The organism is Pseudoneobacillus rhizolycopersici (assembly GCF_054786815.1).
Map to the genome: position 1 here is coordinate 37,023 of NZ_JBTOOE010000004.1, position 24,496 is coordinate 61,518.

Annotated in this window: 9 protein-coding genes; 3 read left to right on the forward strand and 6 right to left on the reverse strand. The window is 43.3% G+C overall.

The window, feature by feature from the left end; all coding sequences use genetic code 11:
• Positions 1-84: 84 nt before the first annotated feature.
• The 3 genes from ACX9YW_RS05995 to ACX9YW_RS06005 form a co-directional block, all read right to left on the reverse strand.
• Positions 85-8,775, reverse strand: a complete 8,691-nt coding sequence (locus ACX9YW_RS05995) for an S-layer homology domain-containing protein (RefSeq protein ID WP_460343332.1) — start codon at positions 8,773-8,775, stop codon at positions 85-87.
• 277 nt (positions 8,776-9,052) lie between these two features.
• Complete coding sequence (locus tag ACX9YW_RS06000; protein WP_460343335.1) at positions 9,053-9,577, reverse strand: hypothetical protein; 525 nt, start codon at positions 9,575-9,577, stop codon at positions 9,053-9,055.
• Between the two features lie 160 nt (positions 9,578-9,737).
• A complete protein-coding gene (locus ACX9YW_RS06005) occupies positions 9,738-12,488 on the reverse strand; it encodes an S-layer homology domain-containing protein (protein ID WP_460343338.1) in 2,751 nt (916 codons plus the stop codon).
• A 413-nt stretch (positions 12,489-12,901) separates the two neighbouring features.
• On the opposite strand from ACX9YW_RS06005, the gene ACX9YW_RS06010 reads away from it, so the two are divergent.
• Positions 12,902-13,909 carry a C40 family peptidase gene (locus ACX9YW_RS06010; RefSeq protein WP_460343341.1) on the forward strand — a complete coding sequence of 336 codons (1,008 nt, stop codon included), beginning with the start codon at positions 12,902-12,904 and terminating at the stop codon, positions 13,907-13,909.
• A gap of 361 nt (positions 13,910-14,270) precedes the next feature.
• Here ACX9YW_RS06010 and ACX9YW_RS06015 read toward each other — a convergent pair whose 3' ends face one another.
• A complete protein-coding gene (locus ACX9YW_RS06015; protein ID WP_460343344.1) occupies positions 14,271-15,818 on the reverse strand; it encodes an S-layer homology domain-containing protein in 1,548 nt (515 codons plus the stop codon).
• Between the two features lie 254 nt (positions 15,819-16,072).
• Positions 16,073-19,552 (reverse strand): S8 family peptidase, encoded by a 3,480-nt coding sequence (locus ACX9YW_RS06020; RefSeq protein ID WP_460343347.1) that lies wholly within the window; start codon positions 19,550-19,552, stop codon positions 16,073-16,075.
• 331 nt (positions 19,553-19,883) lie between these two features.
• Between ACX9YW_RS06020 and secA2 the strand changes: the two genes are divergently transcribed.
• Together secA2 and ACX9YW_RS06030 are read left to right on the forward strand one after the other, a co-directional pair.
• Complete coding sequence (secA2, locus tag ACX9YW_RS06025; protein ID WP_460343350.1) at positions 19,884-22,238, forward strand: accessory Sec system translocase SecA2; 2,355 nt, start codon at positions 19,884-19,886, stop codon at positions 22,236-22,238.
• 118 nt (positions 22,239-22,356) lie between these two features.
• Positions 22,357-23,268: an accessory Sec system S-layer assembly protein gene (locus tag ACX9YW_RS06030; RefSeq protein WP_460343353.1), complete on the forward strand. Its 912-nt coding sequence runs from the start codon at positions 22,357-22,359 to the stop codon at positions 23,266-23,268.
• 386 nt (positions 23,269-23,654) lie between these two features.
• Here ACX9YW_RS06030 and ACX9YW_RS06035 read toward each other — a convergent pair whose 3' ends face one another.
• Positions 23,655-24,368: a WecB/TagA/CpsF family glycosyltransferase gene (locus ACX9YW_RS06035; RefSeq protein WP_460343356.1), complete on the reverse strand. Its 714-nt coding sequence runs from the start codon at positions 24,366-24,368 to the stop codon at positions 23,655-23,657.
• Positions 24,369-24,496 lie beyond the last annotated feature (128 nt).

Here is a 24,496-nt window from a genome sequence, read left to right on the forward strand (position 1 = left end):
AAAAAATCTTTAGATTGCTTCATTTTCATAAAAAGCAAAGAAGCCAAGACCTCAAAAGTGAGACTTGGCTTCTTCCCATTCTATTTACTTATTCATTAGCCCAACAAACACGAGGAACTCAGCGAGCATTTTCGCCATTTGATCACGTTTGGTTGGATGGTTTGGATTTAGGTTGCCTTCTTCGTTACCGCTCATGATGCCTGCTTGAACGATTAACTCGATGTCAGCCACAGCCCACTCTTGAACCTTAGCACCATCTTTAAAGTCTGCTACCTTTTTAGAACCATTTAGCTTGCTTGCCTCATAGCCGACAAGTTTCATTGCTCTTGCTAGCATTGCGGCCGCTTGCGTTCTAGTGATGGTTGCATTTGGACCAAAAGTGCCGTCCGGTCTGCCTTGGATAATTCCTGCTTCGTAGGCTGCAATCACTACTGCATAATCGCCAGCGCCTTGCTCCACCGAAATATCCTTGAATTGACCTTTATATTCGCCACTTGGGGTTAAGCCAAGGGCACGAGCGATTAGAATCGCAAACTGGCTACGCGTCATTCCCTCACTAGGACCATAAATCGTTTCGCTCTTTCCTTTAATGATATATTTCGATGCTAGTGTTTCAATATAGCTTTCAGCCCAGTTCTTGCCATTGTTGACATCTTCGAACGTGCGCTCTCCTTGAACGACGACATAAGTGCCAAGTGTATTGCTGCGGATGGTTGCTGTTTTCCCACTGAATACAGTTGGTACTCCGACAAATCCAGCATCTGTTAACTTCACTGCCGTCGCTTTCGATGCATTAGCCGCTTCGTTCAGGGCAATTGTTCTTTCAACAAAACCTTTGAACGTTGTGACAGCTTTTGTTTTACCATCAACCGTTGCCGTCACGAGGAAGTCAACTGGCGAGCTAAGAACCGCCACACCTTTTTCCAAGAAACTGCGTGCTGATTTCACGATACTTACATTGATATCCGCTACGTCTAGAGCTGAAACTGGTAACGTAAGCGAACCAAGTTCATTTTCAATAACAATCATCGCCTTGTTATTTTTATCAGCTAAAGCCTTCACTAACTTAGCGGAGATAGCCACATCGCTAACATTTGCCTTGATGACGATTTTCTCAAGCGCTGTTGCTTTGTTGATTGCAGCTAGAACAGCCTCTTCATTGACTGTGCCTTTATTGTCCTTGACAGTTACCCACTTGTCAGTCAATTCCATTACGCCATTTGTGACAACCGGCTCTGTTGGATTTGGAGTTGGAGTCGGGATTGGGATGACGATTCCGCCACCGCCTCCACCACCATTATCTCCTCCAGGTGGTGGTGTAACCGTTTTAACCGTGAAACGTTGTAGCTCTGTTTCACCCAACTGTTTGCCCCCATAATCAGCAAACTTGTCGCTGACTTCAAGCTCATACGTTGCTCCCGCTTCAAGTGCTGAGTTTGGTACAAATGTAAACGTCTTCGCTAATTTTTTCGTGCTGTCTTCTTCAAAGAATCCTGTAGCGCCGTCAGTTTGCTTATAGCCATTAACTTCGGTTGCATGGACCGTACCTGGAACGATGGTGCGCTCGTTGCCACTGATTTTATAAAGCTTTAGATTTGCTGCTTTATCAGCGGTACTCATTAACCGGTCAAAGGTTACCGAAATCGCTGCATTGCTTTCCACCGTGCTGTTCGCCGCAGGTGTTATGCTTGTTACTCTTGGATCGGTAGTGCGAACCATCGGTACATTTAATTGTGTTTCCGGTGGTGGTACTGTCACAATACGGGAGATATAAGGCTCATAGCCGTCCTTGGTGAAAATAACACGCCAGTCACCTTGGATCACATCCCAACCATAACGACCATTTTCATCTGTGGTTTGTGGGTTCACTTGACCGAAGAATTCGGCATTCCATTTCACCCATTCGCCATTCACCAGCTGCTCGACCACAGCCGTAACGCCTGCTAATGGTTGATCCATGCTTCCTTCAAACACAAAGCCGGATGGATCGATTAACACGATGATTTCCATGATTGGAAGCGTAATCGTGATATCACCCTTCTTGAACGTTAACTCCAGCAACTGCTCACCATAAGAGCTCCAGTCTCCAAGACGACGACCGTCAAAGGTAAACTTCTTCTTATCAGCCGATGCGATCATGTCATACGTTTCACCTAAGAACGTAATCGATGCGGAATCAATCGCTTCATTAAAGTCGACAGTTGTATCGAGTGGTGTTTTTTCTGTGACGGCGAATGTCGCTAATCCTGTGTAAGGGTTAATTTTCACATTGCCGTTCCACCCCGCATACACCGTTAAGTCTTCAATTTGCGGAATGCTTGGTGAATACTTGACGGCTACTTTTTCAGATGTAACCGATTCTGTTCCGTCTAATACTTTCGCTACAAGCGTAAAGCTTTCTTCTGCTGTTGCGTCCTTCACAGGTAATGTGATGTCCGCGAACCACCAGCGTCCTTCGACCTGGACGGTTGATACTAATGTTCCGTTCGCGTAAACTTCAACCGCTGAACCGGTTTTCGCATTACCGTATACTTTGATTTTCTTTGTCGCGGTTTGGGTTGGTGCATTGATGGTGACGAAGAGGATATTCGTTACCGCACTTAACACTTCCGCTCTCTTTTCTGCTGAATCATTGATTGTTGCTGTTGCTTGCACGAGGCTTTCGGATGTTTGGAGCACTTCTGCTTCAAACTTCAGCGTGCCGCCTTTTCCTTTTGCCACTGCGTCAACTGTAATCGCTCCATTATTCCAGGCTACCTTTTGACCATTCAATTGAACGGTATCAGATAGGACCTTCACATGTGCCGGCAGATTTACCTGAAGTGGAACATTGGTCTCGTCAGCGGTGCCGTTATTTTTATAAGAAAGAACGTAAGAGATTGTCTTTCCTGGAACAACGGTTTGCTTGGAAGCCTTTAAGCTGTTTCCTTCGCCAACAAAGCTACCTTGCCCTTTTTCCTGAAGAATGTACATTAAGCCATCTGTTTCCGTAGGAACATTGCGTTCGATAAGCTCAGGAAGCTGATTGTTGCTGATTTGTAAATCATATTGTCCTTCTGCCAGACCAGAAATCTTGAAATAACCGTCAGAACCGGTTCTTGCCCAAGCCTTGTAGTTACCAAGCTTCTCGTTGCTGCCTTCTGCGACTGGCTCGTAGACATAAACGGATACGAATTTCATTGGCTTGTTGTTTTTATCGACAACTTTACCGTGAACGAATGACGCCTTGTTTAATACGATTTCTACGTCATTCTCTAGTTCGGTTGGATCATATGTGCGATCAAAACGCAAATAATTTGGATTCGACACATTCAGTGTCACTTTTTCATTACTGTCGAGACCCTTTAATTCGAAGCCTCCATCTTGATTGGACGTGCCGTTCCCATAGCTCGTATTGCTATAGGCACTGATTTGCGCACCTGAAATCTCTTTTCCATTCCCGTCGACAATTTTACCTGTGATGGTACGGCCTTCATCTAGAGTGATTTGTAATGTTTGGGTCGTTGAATCAATGGTAACAGGATATTGACGGTATTGACGGTAGCCATCTTTATAGATGTTCAGTTGATAATCATCGGCATGAACGACATCTGGAATTGATAATGCGCCATCCTGTAAATCTTCATAATGATAAGAATAGTAACCAGCTGCACTATAATCATTATTGTAGTACGTACTCCAGCTTACTAATGAAACATAGTCAATTGACTCTAGGTTTTCATTTGTAAACTGCAGCGATACTGTTGAAGCTTCGTTAGTCATCTTATCTACTTCTAAGACAATTGGATTCGTACTATCTTTTGTAACCGTAAAGGTGGCCGTCGTATCTTTGTATAGACCTTGACGTGATACCTTTACATGGTATTCCCCAGTGGCCAACCCTTTTAGCGTTGTCACATTGCCCCAAGTGGAGAAGTAACCTTGGTCATTGATATACCCATACTGGATATAACCGGCATTGTTATACACTTGAGCATTCAATTGACGAGTTGGTGTTTGTTCCGTGCCTTTTTCGACAAATTTCAAGGTCACGTCACGGTACAGGGGTAGAGAAATTCCCTGTTGAAGGTCCTTATTTAGACCGTTTGCCAAGGTGATTTTGTTTGTTAAGACGTTATAGAACGTTTTACCACCGTAAATGACATTCACGGAATAGTCACCTTGTGGAAGTCCTTCCCCACTAAAATGACCTTTCCCATCGGTATCGATGCTGATGGTTCTAGAACCGACTAAACGGACAATCGCCTTCGTTGTCAGGTCATCGCCAGCTTCGGTCACTTGACCGGTGATGGTGGCACCTACAACGGTATTAACCTCCTTTGTCAGCTTATTGGTTTCTTCCGCTTGGTCAGAAACAATCCAGCCTTCGACTTTGTTGATTTTGGCGATTCCCTCGGTGATGAGGAATTTACCTTGGTAGGATTTTGTCTCTTCGTTATACGTTAGAGCGACTTCTTTCGTTGCTGCTGCGCCATTTTCTTCGTAGATGACTAGCGCTTTCGCTGTGTAGCCAGATTGGTAAGAGCCTTCTAATCCGATGGCAAGTTCTTGATCGATTTTATAAAGATTAAAGATGCTCTTCGCTCCAACTACATCCAGCTTTGTTGCCACAAATGATGATGTGGTGAAGCTGATTGTCGTAGAAGGTGCTGAAACGTTGCCAGCCGCATCCTTCGCGGTAATTCTAAACTTGTACGTTGTTGCCGGTTGGATGGTTTGGTGAACGTACTCGTTCGTTGTGACTGCTTCTGCAACCGTTTGGAATGGCTCGTTGCCGATGGCCATTTCGACTTTATAGGAAGCCGCATCACTTATTACATCCCAGCTAACCTTCAACGTATTGGAAACTTGCTCGACCTTTACGTTTGTTGGCGACGCTGGTGGTGTTGAATCGACGGTGATGGTCACTTTATTTGATTGAACGTCACCTTGGTAGCCGATTAGGTCGTAAGCACCGTCATTGGCAACATTTAATGTTGTCGTGAAATCGCCTTCGTCGTTCGTTACCACATTTTGTTGCGTGACAAGCGTTGTTGTGCCCTCTTGGAACGCTTTTACTGTTACTGTAACGTCTGGATTGGATTTACCAGATACAGTGATGGTTTTGTTGGTTGTGACGCTGTTGTTTGCTGGTGCCTGTAACGTCACAAACGGATTGTTCGCTTCGATAACGTCGAAGACTTTGCTGTAGGTCGCTGATTTCATTGGACCTACTGGCATTTCGTACGATAATGTGTATTTGCCTGGTGCTAATTTTTTATAATAGTAAAAATAACCGACATTTTGATTCGCTTCTGCTTTATGGACCTCTTTTCCACTCTCATCGGTAATACGAATGATTCCATTTAAATACTCGAATCGAGTGAATTTATCGCCATAATCACGAATGGGTTGTGACGATTGCGCGATTTCGTTATAACCTCTGTAATTGTCCACTTTGGCTACAGCTACTCGAGTTAAAGTGAAATCTCCTGATCTGAAATCGGCACGACCATTGATGTAAAAGTAACCTTCATCGGCACGATGGTCATAGTAATAGGCTTCCTGTCCAGTAAATTCACCTGTAAATTGTAGGGTGGTATTGGACTTAAAGTCACGGCGATCGGTGTATAAACTGTAAAGCCATGGCGTATCGTTCTCTTCGATTCCAACGATACTCATGATTAGACTGGTCTCACCCGGCGTCATATGAAGCTGGCGAAGCACTCTTTTTTGGTACCGGTAATCGATTTCGTTATGATAGCCGATATTTCCATAAATGACGCCAAATCCTTTAAACGGAATTTCCTGGCCATTTTTTTCGACATTGATCGTCACGGTTGGGATATCTGTTAATTTAATCGTTTTTGCCTTGGTTATATTTTGCTTAGGATACTTATAAGAGTAGGCATCACTGCCGTTCATTCCTTCTAAAATCGGCTCATACGTGCCTAGTGTGACAAGCATCGCATTTTTGGTGTTTCCATATAAGCTTACCGTTTGGGTCACTTGATCTTCCAACGTTACCAACAGTCTGTTTCGAACATCTTCCTTCGCTTTTGTCTCATTCACAAAGCTGATGGCCGCTAGTTCTTCATGGTTAATGACATACTCTGATAACGCTAGGAATTCTGCCCCTGTCATTTTTTCATAAGCCAATAGGCCCGTGGATTCATATGGTCCTTGCACACTACCATTCACAACCAAGTAGTATTCCGCATCCGGCTTAATCGGTGCCCCTATTGCATACTGACCTGGGATATTGGTAGGATTCAGATAAAATTCACTGCCACGGTAGCTCTGACCATCTTGCTTACTCACTTCTACTAGCTTTACGTTCAAATTGTTATTTAAACGATAATCGCTATTCGAGTAAGAAAGTGTAAGCTGTTTCATATTTGACGTGTTGCTGCCCACTTCAAAAGAACGATTCATGTGAAGGGTCACGACGTTATTCGGAAATAATTGTTCTTCCAGCACGAGCTGGTATTGACCTTTTTGCTCGGGGTGGACGAACTTCACATTATGCACCAAGTTTGTCGGTATAACATCACCGATGGCCACTTGATTTTGATAAATTTGATAGTTTAATAGGGAATCTGTTGAAACATTTGTCAGTTCATGAACGGCTGAATATCTGCCATCTTCCCCTATCTTCATCTTCTTGATTTTCCCATCTGAACCCATGACATTAAAATACATGTCGTCACTTACCGGAGCAGGATAATCAAGTTCAACGTTCTCTAAATAGATATCTCTGTCATTTTGGTACGATGTATAATACGAAGCCTCATTCGTTTCTGGATTGATATACTGAAAATAAAGCCCACCGTCGAAAGGTTGCTTGATGTCCTCTTCCAAGTTATTCAACCCATTGATATCATACACGTATTTTTGCAATTGATAGAGAAATCCGTTGGCATGTATATCGATATCTAAATCGAAGCTTTTGCCCATTGGGATCTTTGAAAAATCGGTTACATAATAGGTCGATGCTTTCTGTGGGATCCACCATAACTTTCCGATACCAATTTTCGCATCCTCATAGCCTTTTGGGGCTTCCAATTTGATTAACTCTTGGTCTAATTCATCCAAGTTGATCGTTTTGGTTTTATTATCGTCAAAAGTAAGGAGCTGGGAATAATAATAACCGGTATCCTGATCGGTATCGATCAACTGCGCATTGGCCACCACATGCTTATTAGTCGAAATATAGACCTTTTCGTTCGGATTCACGTGTAACGGCCAAGACAAGTAGTTCTTCGATTCTGCATCGACAACCACTAGACCTGCACGACCTACCTCAACCGATTTGTTCGTCTGAAGTGTTAGCTCTGTTAACTGGTCTGCTTTAAAATCGATTGTCGATAAAGAATCAGCCTTTATAGAGCTGTGGTAGTAAATTTTTTCATCCTGGGCATTGTAGCCATCCACGACAACCTCATATTCACGACCCGCTATTAAGAGAGCATTTGGAATAAATGCCTCATATGCCCCATCCACCTCTTGTATCGGTGCTTCGAACATAGAGCTCACGTAATAATAGTTTTCCTCGTAATTGGCGTACATATCTTGATTTACGCGTTCCAGGACGTAAACATATCCATCCGTTAATGGCAACCCTGGTTGCGCTTCGGCTGTCACGACCACCCCATGGATATTGGTGTCGGTTTGATCTTGGAGCTCGAAACTCTTACTTGTCCTCGCTAGTTCTTCTCCACCATTATATAGCGTGAGATTCATCGTTCCTACTCCACTAAAGCTCTCGTTAAACCAAAAACCAGGATTGGATAAAAACGAGGACCTATTGGAATAAACCTGCTGCTCATTTGGATCAACAATGTCCAACTGTGCGGAAATGACATTTCCACTACTACTACTTAAAATGTAGCCATTATTGGAGTATTCGACTGTCACTGCACCGCCATGACCTTCGCCATAAGAGTTCCAATTGATCCCTTTAATATTGACTTCATTCGGCACTAGTGGCGCCTCTATTGTTGTTGCCTTATCAATCACGATACTTGGCTTATACCACCAACCATAAAAGGTTCCATTTTGTAATGAAGCTGTTGTATGAAAATTAATTTTATAGTCCCCAGGTGTCACATATAAAGGGCCATTATAAGGCACGTTGACTCCAACATAAGCTGAATAGGCGTTAGACGTTAGTTGAATGTTATTGATCGTTGCGTCGCCCATTTCGAAGGAGAACGGAATAGCCTGTGTAAAAGCATCCGCAAAGCTAATCGGATCGGTTGTATTCGTCCCGATTGAGGTATGAATTAAATACTGCTGCTGTGATTGGTTTTGCCCCGTCACCATGATGTTTAATGAATCCTCAGAGGTTAGGATTTTAGAAGCCTGTATGTAACTATTAACTCCGACATTATTCTTCGGTATGAGTTTCAGTGAATAGTTTGACTCTAACGGAATACTACTGCGGTCAACCGTTAGTATTTTCGCATTTTCCGCAATTGTAAACGTTTCTAGTTGCGCCAGTTCACTTCCTGATAACTCTTGATAATCGTAATAGGTTAAGATGTCGGTTGCATCCGCATTTTTTCCATAGGTGATGAAAGCTTCGACCCCATAGGTTGCGTTAACTCCAAGCGGTAACCGGTTAAACGTCACTTGTGATTGCATAACCACACCCTCGTACGATTGCCCTGATACTAGGTTATGAGCTATCACCGTTCCATAGGCGAAATCATAGCCTTCGGGAATTTCAAGATTATAGTTTCTTTGTTCGGCTGACGCTGCGCCGGCTATCGTCGGTGCAAACGATGTGAACACTAATAGAAATGCCAGTAATACATGGATAAAGCGACTTCGACTTTTGATGATTTCCTACCTCCTTTTATTCCTGTGTGTTTTGGATTTTTTTCCAGACTGATAGTGAAAGAAGAGCTCCCCCTCTCTTGTACTAACAATATTCCAAAAATGTAAACTATTACAAATTATATGGTAATTTATATCCAGTTAGTAGTCAATGATATTTGTCACGGGGTTTGGTGGGGTGGTGGTTTAGTAAAAAGAAAAGGCCGTGATTCTGGATCACAGCCTGTCTTGTTTAGTTTGTAAAGAGGATTTGGTAGCCTTCATATGGAATGATGAAATCTTCTTCTTGCTCGATATTGATTTTAAATACACTGTAGGACTTGGCTTTGATCTCATATTTGTCTTTGAGCTGGGATTTATAGATGGTTTCTCCCGATTTCGTCAAGATCGTGTATGGAATGTTTTCAAAGCTTAGCTCATGTTCTGTGTTATTCACAACCAAAAAGCTAAGTGTCATTTTGTTATTGATGATCCGGTCAATCGTCAAGGTCATTTTGGACTGCTCATTTGGTGAAATCCTCATAAATTTAATTTGATTGACGTCCTCATTTGAAGCCGATGGCAGGATACTATCCGTGATAGCCACGGTTCCAACGTCTGATAGGTGATTTTTCAAATCAATTTCAATCGTATTTTTACTAGCCGTGCCAGTATAATAGGGTTTCTGATTTTCTTGAAGAAATTCGATGATTAGCGTATTATTCTCTTCTTTATAGTTAATTTTATCGGAATTAAAATCGATGACAGCCTTTTCCAAAATATATCCTCCAATAGTAAGTGTTCAGTTTTTATCATTATAGCATAAATGGGGAAGGGGAATACAATTGGGGATGGTACACGGTGTTTGGGGAATTTTACATAAAAAAACTCTAGAGATTGCTCTCTAGAGTTTTTCTAATTGATTTAGAATCTATTTATTAAGGTGCTACAGGAGCAGCTGTTACAGTAACTTTAACAGTTACAACTAAACCGTTTGAAGTTACATAACCGATTGTTACGTCACCAGCAGCAACACCAGTTACAGTACCAGCATCAGCTTCGTTACCAGTAACTACAGTAGCCTTTTCTTTGTCAGTTGTAGTCCAGAAACCTGTCTTAGGAGCTGTAATATCAACACCATATTGATCAAGTACTTCTAATGCAGCAGCTAAGTTAAGTTTTTCGCCAACTTTAACTGTGTAAGAAGCATCAGCATCGAATGAAACTGTAGTAGGTACAGCAGCAGCTTCAGAAACCGTTACAGTTACTTCAGCAAGCTTAGTTGCGCCGTTCCATACTCCAATTACAGCAGTACCAGCTTTCTTACCAGTTACTTTTAGACCATTTGATTCTGCAACAACATCGTTACTTGTAGTAGAGTGAGTTACTTTACCAGTAGCAAGGTTTACTGATGAACCGTTAGAAGTTTTACCAACTAACTTTAATGTTCCAACGTATTTAGGGTCTGCATCAACTTTGATTGCTGCAGGAGCAGTTAATTCATAAGTTGTGATGTCTGCAGTTTTAACAGTACCCATAGAGATAGTGTGTGCAGAACCAGTTACACCTTTGATAGATACGATGAAGTCTTCGCTGCCAGCAGTTGCAGTTCCAGCAAATGAAGCTGTTTCACCAGTTTTTAATTCTACAGAGTTTTTGTCTGTGTTTAAAGTGATAACATCTGCTTTTTTGTCTTTCGCCTCAACAACGATAGTTTCACCATCTAAAGTGTAAGCTCTGTTGTATTGGTCAACAACTGTTAGGTTGCTGAAAGAGAAGTTAGCTTTAGCGTTTGTGCTAGCTTCGAATAATAATGGTAAGTTTTTAACACCAGTAATTCTAGTAGCAACAGCTTTCTCTTGAATTGTTAGTGAAATGCTGTTTTGTAACACGTTGTTTGCGTAAACATAAACAGTTACACTTCCAGCCTTCTTAGCTTTTAACACTAATTCGTTCTTGCTGTTCCAACGGAAGTCACTATTGCTAACAATAGTATCGTTAGAAGATGCAAAAGTAATATTTTTTCTTTCAGTATTAGTAATATCTTTACCTAAGATTTGACCACCAAATTGGTCGACTGCTTCAAATGGAATTACTACGTCTTCATCAGCTACTACTAGGCTAGCAGGAGCTGCAATTTTGAATGTGTTTACAGAAGCTTTGTTAGCAACTTCAATAGTAATTTGAGAAGTGCTTCCAGTTGCCGCAACTAATGCAGTTAATGTAGCAGTTCCTTTTTCACCAGCAACAAATAATAAGTTACCTTCTTTGTCAGTCGTAATATTTGCGACATCAAGAACTTTTGAGTTAGTTGAAACGAAAGTAACACCGCTAATTGTTGGAACAACTACTTCTTTTCCATCAACTAATTTCTTAGTAGTTTGGTCAGCAGTTAACTTAATTTCTTTTCCATATTGGTCTAACAAGTTGTACTTAATTTGTACATTTTTGTCGCCATCGTAAATACGAACTTGATCTTTTGGAAGAACAACTTCACCAAATGCGAATGTAGCACTTGCTACTTCGTTGATAACAGGAAGAGTTGCAGATACGTTTAGACCTGTTTTGTAAGCAATTGCGATAACAACTTTGTCATCTTTAGCAGCTTTTGCAAGGTCTAAAGTGAATTTATCAGCAGCTACTGATACAGCTTCACCTTTAGTAGCGTTGAATGCTGTGATTGTGAAGTCTGCACGGTTTAAAGTCATTTTCTTACCATATTGGTTAGCTAATGTGATGTTTAATGCAGCTCCGTCTTTCTTTTCAACACCAGTTGAATCGATTGTTAAAGTTGTTGCAGTTTCAGCTTTCACTTCAACTTTAGCAGCATCTTTTACACCAGTTGTAGTAACTTGGTACTCACCAGCTGGTAGGTTGAATGAGCTTTCTAAAGTTACAGTTTTTCTATCTTCACTGTAAGTAGCTTTAGTGTTGTAAGGAACTAGGCCTTTCTTCAATTCTACAACTGCATCTGTAGGAAGAGCTTTGTTGTATTTAACTTCGATTTTGTTAACGTCAACAGCTTTTGCAGCTTCAACTTTAAGTTCACCTTGTGCTTGAGCAACAAGTGTAACTGTACGGTTGAAGAATAAAGCGAATTGAGAACGTTTAACAGCATCTTTAGGATTGAAGTTGCCATCCTGTAATTTTGTTAATTCGTGTTGAGCAAGAATTTTGATAGCAGCTTGTGCTTCAGCTGAAAGATCAGCGATGTCTTTAACTTCAACAGCTTTGCCGTTGTCTTTAAGACCGAAACCAGCTACTAAAGCTAAAGCCATGTCTCCGCGAGTCATTGGAGTTGCTGCAGCAAATTTTCCACCAGCAGGGATAACTTTTGCATCAACTAATGCTTCTGCATATGGAGAGTAGTAGCTCTTTGCAGTTAAGTCTTCAAAAACGTTTCCAGCTGGAGTAGCTTTTGGAGTTAACTTAAGAGCTTTAACAGTCATCTCAGCAGCTTGACCGCGAGTGATTGTTTGGTTTGGCTTGAAAGTGCCATCTTGGTAACCTTGGATTACATTTAATCCAACTAATGCAGTGATTGCATCAAGTGTTTCTTGATCTTGACCAGCAAGGTCAGTGAATTTTACTTCTGCAGCAGAAGCAACAGGTGCGATAGCAGATGCTACAACAGCAGCAGAGATAGTTCCAGTTAGGAACTTACGGTAAGACTTTGGTTGGTAAGCCATTACTTTATTTCCTCCTCTTAATTAAGCTAAATATTTAACTGAGTTTATATGAGAGTCTTGATTTCTCGCGTTCTCTCAAACTCTGTTTTTAACAATTACAAATACTAGTATAGAATCTTGTAGAAACAATGTCAACGATTTACGACTGGGATTATATTACCAGTTCGTTAGAAAGACATGTTATATCTATAAAATTCGTAACTGCCTACCTACTATTCTACAAAAACTGTCAAAAATAGCAAGGATTTTTCATTATTTCCTGGATTTTTTCCTCAACATCTTAATCATATGTCTCTTTTTTTCATATTATTACTATTTTTCTTACTATTTTGTTACAGAATTGTAAAACTACAATTCTACAAAATATGATAAAGTTTTCTATGAAGAGACATGGTGTGAGGTGGTTTTCCTAAATGATTAGACGAACGACTTTGATTTTGGTTTCACTTTTTTGTATTTTTTTCTTTGAAAAAATAACTTTTGCGAAAAGCACGGGCGAAACTCCCGTGAATTATGATCAATTGGTCCCAATTGCGAAGAAGTTTATCGGTGTTCCATACGCTTGGGGCGGCACGCAGCCGAGCGGTTTTGATTGTTCAGGATACGTCACTTATGTTTTCGATCAATTGAATATGAAGCTACCACGCATTTCTCGCGATATGGCGAAGGTCGGTAGTTCGGTGAAACGCGCTGACTTGCGTGTCGGTGACTTAGTTTTTTTTAATACATATGGAAATGATATCTCTCATGTAGGTATATATATAGGAAACAATGAGTTTATTCACTCACAAGATGGCAAGGGTGTTTCGATTAATTTACTAAATGACCCGTTCTATTGGGGGAAGAAATATGTCGGGGCGACGCGGGTGTTGGATTATGAGTTGGATGCCGGCAGTTTCCAGGATATAAAGAAGTCGCACTGGGCATTTGAGGCTGTTTCAAAACTCGGGCGCGCAGAGTTAGTTGTGGGTTATGAGGATAGTTATTTTTTACCTGAGGAAAAAATGACCCGTGCCGACATGGCGGCATTGTTGGCTGTAGCGTTGGAATTGAATTTAGCGAACCGCAAGCAAGTGTTTAAGGATGTGCCGAGTGGCCACTGGGCGGTCGGTGCGGTGAATGCGTTGGTGAAAGAAGGCATTGTCGCGGCGGAAGGTCCGTTTCGTCCTGATGCGGTCGTCAAGCGCGAGGATGTGGCGCTGATGTTTGACAAGGCTTTTAAGTTGAAAGCCAATGCGGCTTCAGTGCGCGAGGTATCGTTGAGCGATGTTTCGGCGAGCGACCCTTCGTATGGAGCAATTCGTCGGTTGGTAGCCTCCGGTGTGGCCGTTCCGGGTGGAGATGGATCGTTCAAGCCTCGTGAAGAAGTGACGCGCGCACAATATGCGACGTTTTTGTATCGGGTATTATTTGAGATGTAGATTGGGATTTTGAGTTAATGGTGATTGGCTGGGTGCCCGGGTTGGGTGCTCGGCTTTTTTTGTGGGGATTTGGGCAGGGTTGTGTGTAATTGAATCGAGTTTCTACTATTTATATAGTAAGAACAAATGGTGTTTAGGAGGGTGGATTTGATTTATCAGCTAACCCCCTCTAACGCCAAACCAAAGCGACCTTTTCTAGTTATAGAAGGCTGGTGCCACCAGGGCACCAGCCTTCCTTTTCCTATACACATATCATCTGCAAAAAACACCCAAAAATACAACCCTTTAGCACTTTAAAAAATTAGGGGACAGTCCCCACATGCTTTAAAGTGCTAAAGCGCCGGGAAGTTCCGGCGCTTTTTTATTTTCGCATTTCGATGGTTCGCATGAGGAATAGTGCGAATTGGGCTTTGGTGACGTCGCCGTTTGGACGGTAGGCTCCGCCTGCAGTGACAGTAATTTTGTTAAAGGCTAATGAGTTAATGTCATTGTAGCTCCAGTCGGTCTTCTTGACGTCGGTGAAGCTTACGCTTGTCGTTGGTTGGTTGTAAACCTTGTCGTACGCCCGCACCAAGATTGCCGCCATCTGGGCTCTTGTTAAGTGACCTGTTGGTCGGATCGTGCCGTCTTTTCCTAGGATGCCATGAGCTTCGGCGATGGTCATCTCTTCGTAGTTGGCATCGGTCGGTTTCATGTCAGTGGCTTTCATTTTATAACCGTCAGGCAGCGTTAAGCCAAGCTCTTTTACTAGCATGGTTGCAGCTTCGCGGCGCAGGATTGGCTTGTTCGGATTGAACTTACCATCCGGTGTGTTGGCAATTAAATTTTTCAATTGAAGATACGTGACCGCACTTGCTTGTTCACCGATGGCCACATCTTTGAAAATGGTTAACTTGTCAGCGGATTGGATATTCGATGATGAGAGGTAGCCCTTCACACCGTTCATATTGACTTCGTACATATTATAATGGTTATCCGCTTTGTCGACTTCATACGGGCCGCTGACGATTTCAAGCGGCGTATAATGCGGTAGCTGCTTGATTTCAGCACCGTTGACGCTATCGCGAAGTCTGGAATAAGTAAGCTGATTATTTAGCGTGTAAGCCGTTTGCCCCTGGGCCAGCATTTGCGTTGATTTTGTTTTGGTCGTCCATCTATAGTCGCCTTCAGGGAACACCATTAGATCCGGTTTATCAGGGTACGGATAACGAATATCAACCTTTGGTGTTGGACCGATTGGCAGCAGACTTTTGTCGCGAATCGCTTTAATAACCGTTTCCTGATAGGCTGTCGTTGGATTTAGAGTCGGGTCGTTGCGTTTCGAGAGTCCGTTGTAGGCCATAATGGCGAAGTACCAGTTTTCAATTATCTCTGGATTTTTATCATTTACCTTTGGTAAGTTGGGATTTCTAAATTTTTCGAGTAAAATTTTTGCCCCAATCTCGATGTTGTAACGTGTGTTCCACTTTAATGCTTCTTTATCGATGCCCTTGGCTGTAGCCTCTTCATCGGACAGCGTTATTTGCATGATGCCGATTCCACCGTCTGTTGGATTAAGAACCGGGTTACCGGCAGCATCATATTGCTTCATTCCATTTTCGACATAAGCTATCGCCTTGAGAATCTCCGGTGGAATGCCGTTTTCAGTGGCGACTTCACGTAGCATCGTCTTGACCTCTGCATCACTGTAAATTTTCGGATCTTTGCTCGGCGTTTCCGCAGCAGAAGTCGTGGTAGCTTGTGAAATCAATCCAGAAATTAAGAGACTTGTAGTTAAAAAAAGTGAAAATACCTTCTTTTTCATTGTAAATTGGCCAACCTCCCTATCTAGTACTCTCCTATTATAGCAAAAACTTAAGATCAAAAGCTTTAAATGACCTCTTTTTGGTAAAAACCACCATTGGACCATATTTTATTTACTCAAAATGGCAATATATTTACCCATAACGTAGATTTATTTACCTCTCTTAGCAGGATATTTACCTAAATCACGAACATATTTACCTTTTTCACAAAACCGTCACAAACCCTTTAGCCCTTTAAAGCATGTGGGGACTGTCCCGCTGCGCTTCACCGCGTTAAAGCGCAGCGGGACTGTCCCCACACGCTTTAACGCATTAAAGGAATGGCGGGGCCCTGGGGGCCCCGCCATTCTTTTGTTTGTTATTGTTTTACAAGTGTTAATGCGTAGCCTTCGAGGCTGGTCATGCCGCCTGCTTCTTCTACGACGATGTAGTATTGGCCTTTTGGCAGGGTTAGGGTGCCGATTTCGAAGTCACCCATGCCGTAGTTGTCGAAACGGGCCATCTTTTTGCCCTTTGCGTCATAGACGGTCAGAACGCCATCTAAATGCATTGGTGTCTCCAACACCGCCAAAAACTTCGAATATTTGTCAAGCTTCAGTGAGTAGTAATCCTTGTCACCGAAGTCGATACCTGGGTTGAAGTAACCTGATGCTTCGTAGCCTACAACCGCACCGCCATCTTTAATTTCCTTCATCTTCAGTGGTGCTGAAGGGATGTTGCCCTTTACGACGGATCCAGCGTCTTCATCCTTGACATTCCAATTGTGTAGCCCAATTTCATACGGTTGAACGGATACATCGCCGTCCATCGTATAGCCGTTCAATACAAAGAAGTATCCAACGCCCTTTTTCGCTCTGAACGAAGCTTCGGTATTTAACGTGTACTGGTTCGGCTCTGCTCCGGTCACTTTGCCCGCTTCCTCTGGGTCAATTTTCATATTGCCATTGGTATCCTCAATAATCGTTGCAAAGGCGAGTAACGGGTTCCGAAGCTGTTCTGGGAGCTTCTCCCATTCTTCCGGTGAGAAGGCTTGTGGCTGAACCGTTAAGGATAAAAACTTATCCTCGTCGCCACGGTTTTTATAATAGTAGTAATCCGTATCGGTTGAATAAATCAGATGGTTCTTCGCCTTCTGGCCAGGTGCCAACACGGTTGCACGTGATTCATTGTTTAAATCAAAATCCTGAGTTTCCGGGACATCCATCAGTTTCTGCGAAGTCACCACATATGCCTCATCGGAAGCTTGGTAACGGTCGTTCATGATCCGGATGTAGTATTCCTTGTCTTTTTCAAGCGCAATCGATCTGGTTAGATCAACGGTTTCGCCCCACATTAAGCCATAAGTCCAAATATAGGAAATTGGCACGAGGTCGTTATTTTTCGCATCATAGGACAGGATTTGAACGACCGGCAGGAATTCAAGGCCATTTGGTTTAGCTAATTCAAACTCATAAATCGTATCGGCTTCGGCCGTAAATTTATAAAAATCCTCGTCTCCGCCAAATTGGATTTTTCCTTCCAACTTGCCGCCAAGCGTGTATGGCAATGCTTTTTCCTTCACGATATTCACCATATTGGCATCCATATAGCGGTAGTATGGCATGTCGGCAGCTTTTTCCATTGCCGATTTAAATTCACGACGTTTCAGTTCTTGGTACGCTGCTGGTGCCATTTCACCTTTTGTTACGGAATCTTCTGGACGCGGCCCTCGTTCTGGGAATCCATCCTCATCCGGTTCCGGTACAACTTTTTCCGCCTTCAGCGTATATGGCGTATTCGAGTTTGGAACTGGCTTATCGGTATTCGGCGCTCCACCCATCATCATTTCAAACCAGAAATCGCGTTTCGGCTCGGCGGAAACCTCGATTAAGTAAGTCATTTCCGGAATTGCCTCGAAACTAACTTTTTCCCCTTCACTCACACCGTTAACATTCGCATACTGAATCATCGGCTTTTCCCAATAATATCCTGGTGGGAGATCAGGTGGTGGCGTCATGAAGAAGTCTTGTTCGAAATAGACCGCTATCGATGAATCGATACCAGGTACGGCTGACAAGTCAAATTTTACCGTAGTAGGCTCGGTGACCGTGAAACGGAAATAGTCCTTGTCTGCTTCCTTCGCTTCAGCGTCGACCGCAAAGGTTAACGTATCCTTCACTGCGGTTCCGCTATTGAACGGCAGCTCAGTAATCACGATTGGCTCAGTTGCCGTGACGTTGTCAATCTTCATTTCCTTTTCCTTCGTTAAGCTAAGCGTGTAGATTGAAGCTCTATCATAATTGCCATAAACGTCCTTCACCCCAACAAAGAGTGTACCCGGCTCCTTCGCTTGGAAGAATCCGCCCTCGCGCTTGCCTTGCTTCGCATCGTTGATTTGGTACGACTCCTTTTTGCCATCAGCGGCATCTGGGACGAAATCGAAGATCATTTTATAATTAAAATTTTTCGCGCCATCGAGCAACGCTTGCGTACCCTCGCCTTTTGCGAGTTTCACCTTGTACCAGTGCGTTTCGCCAGCAGAGGCGAATCGGCCATTCCATTCCTTCTTATCGCCAGTTAGCTCTTCAGCCTTCTCTTTATCATTTTTCACGTCGAACTTCGGCAGATTTTTGAGGTCGAAGTTCATCGCCTTTACCGGGTCGACTAAGCCAGCGCCGTATTTAATGTCATAGCCGAGGTCACCAAGGTCTTTGGCGGTCATTTTTAAAATCGCTTCAATCTCGATCGGCTTTAGGTCTGGGTGCTTGGATAATAGAAGCGACACGACTCCGGCCACTGCTGGAGAAGCCATGGACGTTCCTGAAGCTTCAGCAAAGGTTGAGCCTTTTTGCGGATAATAGATGGAGCTGTAAATCGCTTCACCTGGTGCCGCTAGGTCAATGTTTGCCCCGTAGCTTGAGAATTTGGAGAGCTTATTTTCCCAGTTTGTTGAGCTGACGGCGATGACGCCCTCGTAGGCAGCAGGGTATTCAACCGATTCACCGTAGCTGTTTCCGGCCGCTGCGACGATGGTGATGCCAGCGTCAACCGCTTTTTGGACGGCTTCGGCAAGGATTGGTGATTCCATCGGGCCACTTAAGCTCATATTGATGACTTTGACATTTTTACTAATCGCATAAAGAATACCTTCCGCAATCGTATAGTCGGATGTGTAGTATCCTCCGCTAAAGACGTCAATTGGTAAAATCTTAGCGTTTGGATTGATCCCATATCCGCCAACACCGTTCCCCTTTTCAGCTGCGATAATTCCAGCGACATGGGTTCCATGGTCAGAGGTAATCGGCTGGCGCGACGGATTCATGACGCTATACGGCGGCAGGACGCGTCCCTTTAATTCGGGATGCTTAATATCCATTCCGGTATCAATAACGGCAACTGTTACGGCGTTATTGCCAGCGAGGCGTTGAGCCTTATCGATGCTGAGTAACTCAAGATGGTACATTTGCGTTGCCTTCGGATCGGATGCGATGGAAGTGGTTTGATATGTAACACTTGGTGAAACGCTGGTTACTTTAGGTTGCTGTGTGTAAAATTTTACTACATCGGACATCTTTTGCCCTTTGGAGAGCTTCACGATGTCGTAGCCGAGCGACGGAATCGAGCGCTCAAGCTTTACACCTGATTGGCGGTGCAGATTAGCAGGTAATTTGGATTGATATTTGATTACTAAAGTATCGCTAGATAACACATCTTTTTGGTTGTTTGCTAGTTTTTGATCATACGTCAGCTTATTTTTGACAGTCGTGGTTTGTTCCTTCACGGCTGCTTGCGAAAAGCTTGGCACGAGCAAAGATGAAGCCAACCCAACGGATAGCGTCATTCGATGCCATTTCTTCATGGATTATTCTCCTCCCCCATTATATGACTCAACTAGTATAGACGAATCAAACTGGAAAAGGTTTCAAATATTCTATCAAAATGGGAAAATAGTAACAAACCCCTTTAACCCTTTAAAGCATGTGGGGACAGTCCCCACACACTTCACCGCGTTAAAGCGTAGCGGGACTGTCCCCACATGCATTAATGCGGTGATGTGTTGGGGTGTTTTTCTGGTGGCGCGGGTGGTGTTTGGTTTAGGGGTGAAACATGTTTCAATCGGTGTTATACTGTTTTATGTAAATGAGTGCATACTATTTCTATGGAAATTGTAAATATTGGAGAGATCTTTAATGATAAACTATTTCAAAAAAATGGTCGGGATGGATGATAGCAAACGTTTGAAAAAGTACTATCAAACGGTTAATCAGATTAATGCGTTGGAGCCGGAGTTTGCCGCCCTTAGCGACGATGAACTTCGCGCCAAAACGACCGATTTTAAAGAAAGATTGGCCGCTGGTGAAACGATTTTCGATATTCAGGTTGAAGCGTTTGCGACCGTTAGGGAGGCGGCAAAACGCGTCCTCGGCATGCGTCATTTCGATGTTCAGCTTATTGGCGGGCTCGTGTTGGCGGAGGGAAATATCGCCGAAATGCCGACGGGTGAAGGAAAAACACTAGTGGCCACATTACCTTCCTATTTACGAGCATTAGAAGGAAAAGGCGTTCACGTTATTACGGTAAACGAATATTTAGCACGCCGCGACAGCGAGCAAATGGGACAAATTCATGAGTTTCTAGGCTTGACTGTTGGCCTTAACTTGCCGCTGATGGAAGGTGACGAGAAGAAGGCGGCATATCTCGCCGATATTACTTATGGCGTCGGTACCGAATTTGGATTCGACCATTTACGTGACAATATGGTGTTTGAGGTGGGCCACCGCGTACAACGCCCGTTCCATTTTGCCATTGTTGACGAAGTGGACAGCGTTTTAATCGACGAGGCGAAGACCCCATTGATTATTGCTGGTAAAACAGATGTCAGCTCTGATTTGAGTTATCTGTGTGCACGGATTGTAAAAACCTTCGTTTTGGATGAGGATTTTATCCATGACGTTGAGTCCAATACAACAAATTTAACAGATGAGGGCATTGCCAAAATTGAAAAAGGTTTTAACATTGATAATCTTTATGATTTAGAGCATCAAACACTCTACCATTATGTCATTCAAGCATTGCGCGCCCGTGTCATGTTTAAGCGCGACGTTGACTACATCGTATCAGATGGAAAGGTGCTATTAATTGACATGTTTACCGGACGTCCAATGGAGGGGCGCAGCCTAAGCAATGGGCTTCACCAAGCGATTGAAGCCAAGGAAGGTCTAGAGGTCACTCCCGAGAACAAAACGCAAGCTTCTGTTACCGTGCAGAACTATTTCCGCCTCTACCCACGTTTGTCTGGTATGACGGGAACCGCAAAGACGGAGGAAAAAGAGTTCCAAGAACTTTATGGCATGAATGTTATTCAAATCCCAACAAATCGTCCCGTTGCACGCGAAGATTTAAGCGATTTTATTTTTATGACGATTGAGCAAAAATATCAAGCCGTAGCTGAGGAAGCAAAGCGTATCCATGCAACTGGACAACCTATGCTAATTGGGACGACGTCTATTTTACAATCAGAAAAAGTTGCTGAGTTCCTAGCCAAGGAAGGCCTTTCGTTTGAACTGTTAAATGCTAAAACCCTTGAACAGGAAGTTGATTTGATTTCGAAGGCTGGGCAAAAGGGACAAGTTACGATTGCGACCAATATGGCTGGGCGTGGTACTGATATTCGCCTAGGAGATGGGGTCGAGGAGCTCGGCGGTTTATATGTGATTGGAACAGAACGCCATGAATCCCGCCGGATTGATAATCAGTTAAAGGGACGCTCTGGACGTCAAGGTGACCCAGGAAAATCGCGTTTCTTTATCTCTCTGGAAGACGAGATGTTTAAGCGTTTCGCCGAAGAAGAGTTGGAAAAGGTCAAACGCATCGTAGCCAATTCAGTTGATGATGAGACTGGTTTGATCAGCAATAAAAAGGCGAAGGAATTTGTCGATCGAACACAGCGAATTTGCGAGGGTGCGAGTTTCTCGCAGCGCGAGTATAACTTGAAACTTGATAATGTCATTAATGATCAACGTCGTACGATCTATGAGCTACGCAACCGTGTTCTTGAAGAAAAGGACCAGCTTCCAATTATCGAACCAATGATTATTAGCTATGTTGATCGCATATTCGATGAGGTTTGTAATGAGGAATCCATTCCGGAAAACTGGGATTTAAACGGTCTGGAGCATGATTTAGTCCGGGTTTTCGCCGACCGTGATGTAACATTTCCTGAGAACTTACCGATCAAAGAGGAACTACGCAACTTCGTACAGCCAATTTTGGAGGATTACTTAGAATCCTTACGTGCTACCCGCGATAGCTCTAGCCATCAAGAAATTTTTGGACGGATGCTTATTTCGCTCATTGATATTCATTGGCTTGACCACATCGATGCAATGGAGCGTCTAAAAGAAGGTGTGGGACTGCGTAACTATAGCCAAGAAGACCCAATGCGCCAATTCGAACGAGAAGGCCTTGAACTATTCACCATCATGTACCACAACCTAGAAGAAGACGTAGCCAAAGAAACCAGCCACATCCGTTTAACCCTTTAACGCATTAACGCAAGTGGGGACAGTCCCCACATACTTTAACGCGTTAAAGCGTGTGGGGACTGTCCCGCAGTGCTTTAACGTGTTAAAGGATTTATTTGATTAGGAGGTTTTGGTGTATATGTTGTCTTTTTTTAAGAAAAAGGATAAGAATGTTGAGAAGCAGGGCTCAGATAGTGTTGTGGATTCTAGGGATCTTTTAGGTGATGAGGAGATTGCTCAGGGTCAAGATTCAAATGAGGAAATGGTTACAACTTCTTTATCTTTTCACCCAAATATGCAGATTTCCACTGAGGATAATTATTATTTCACCTTTTTACATAATCAATTGCCAGCTCTTCCGCCCCATCAATTAGCTTTATCTGGAATTGAAATTAAACAAGATGGGGATAATTGGTTTGCCATTGCCTTTATTCGAAATTCCATGCCAAAGGCTGTTCAGCTTGGAGCGACATCCCTTGTCCTGATGAGCCCTGACGGAGAAAGATTAGGTAGCAAGGTGTTTAATTTGAATGAACTCGGGCCGCTCCCACCACATAGCAGCCGTCCGTGGCCCTTCCATTTTCACCAGTCTGATTTACAGGTTGAAACCCTGCCAAAAGAAGGCTGGACGCTCGCGTTCGAATTACTGCCTAAAAACCGTTTAGATTTGGCCGAAAGCTGGGAGAAGCAACTTCCCCAGGAGGACAAAGATCGCTTAACCGAGCATCTGGGAAGTCTTCCATCACCACAACCTGGTGAAGTGAACTTGGCTGGTATCAGTGGAAAAGTCGCACCAAATGGAAGCCTGGTCATTACCTTGTTTATACGCAATGGGAGCTCCCAAGACATTCATATCGAACAACTTCCCCTCTTTATCGAGGACGCCACAGGGGAAGTAGTTGCCAAGGGAATTTTCCAACTCCAAGACTTCAGTGTAAAAGCACTTAGCAGCAAACCTTGGACCTTTATTTTCCCAAAAGAAATGCTTACCAAAGAACATGTGGACCTATCAAAATGGCGCGCTTACCCACCACAAGTGGAGGAAAGATAGGAACATCACAGGCATCAAAAAAACGCTCAGCTCGGAGACTGGGCGTTTCTTTTTCTCTATTAAGACAGAAAAAACACCTATCTATTTCTAGACAGGTGTCTTTTCTACTGGGCTACCAACCGAGATTCTATGCAAAAGCAGAAGGAAATAAATTTCTGTTACAACTCTATATTACCATTAATAGTCATATTACTCAAATAGATTTTAATGAAATCCAAAAAGAATTTTATGGAACTGTTGGCAAGGGAGAAAGTCTCGTTTTTTAGAGAATTTTTCTGTTTTTCCGAGAATTCCTATAACCATTTGACTATCAATTAGCTAAGTCCAAATCCTCATTTTTCCGACAAAATTGGAACCTTTTCGGAAATATTTCGAACCGCCAATACCTATTTTTTCGAGGTAATCGCTCGGATTAAAAATAGAGGCAAGACCGCTTGGCGTTTGATCCGCCATGGCTCTTTTAGAAGGCGGTACAGCCACTCGAGGCCGAGCTTCTGAAAGGACTCAGGGGCGCGTTCAATTTTACCCGAAATGACATCAAACGAGCCACCGACCCCCTGGTACACACAAGGATGCAACTGCTCCTTATTGGCGACAATCCAGTTTTCCTGGGCCGGGCTACCCAGCGCGACAAAAATAATATCCGCCTGCGACGCGTTGATCGTATCGCGGACCACCTGCTGATCCTTTTCATAGCCGTTCAGTGTACCGGCAATCTGGATGCCAGGGTACATTTCTTCTAACTTTGCTTTCGCCTCATCCGCACGACCCGGCTTACCACCATATAGAAAGATGCGTTTACCGTGCTGTGCCGCCGCTTCGCAAAGCTTCAGCATCATATCAATCCCCGTCACCCGCTCGCGAATCTGACCGCCCTTGAATTTTGAGGCAAGAATGACACCAATCCCGTCTGGTATTTGGAAGTCAGCACGGTTGAGGAGCTGGCGGAGCGACTCGTCCTCCTGAGCCTTTATAATTTTCTCGGGATTAATCGCGACAATAAACGCCTTCTCCTTGTTGTCAATCTTCTGAAGAAGTTTCGCCGTAAGCGACTCATAATTATCGCGCGACACATCCACGCCAAGTATAGATTCTTTCATGAGTTCATCACCTTTAATTGGTATTTGGGCACTTTAACGCTTTAAAGCATGTGGGGACTGTCCCCACATGCTTTAAAGCGTTAAAGGAACTGGATGGTGCTTAGGTTAGATGCCCATGCCCATCCAGT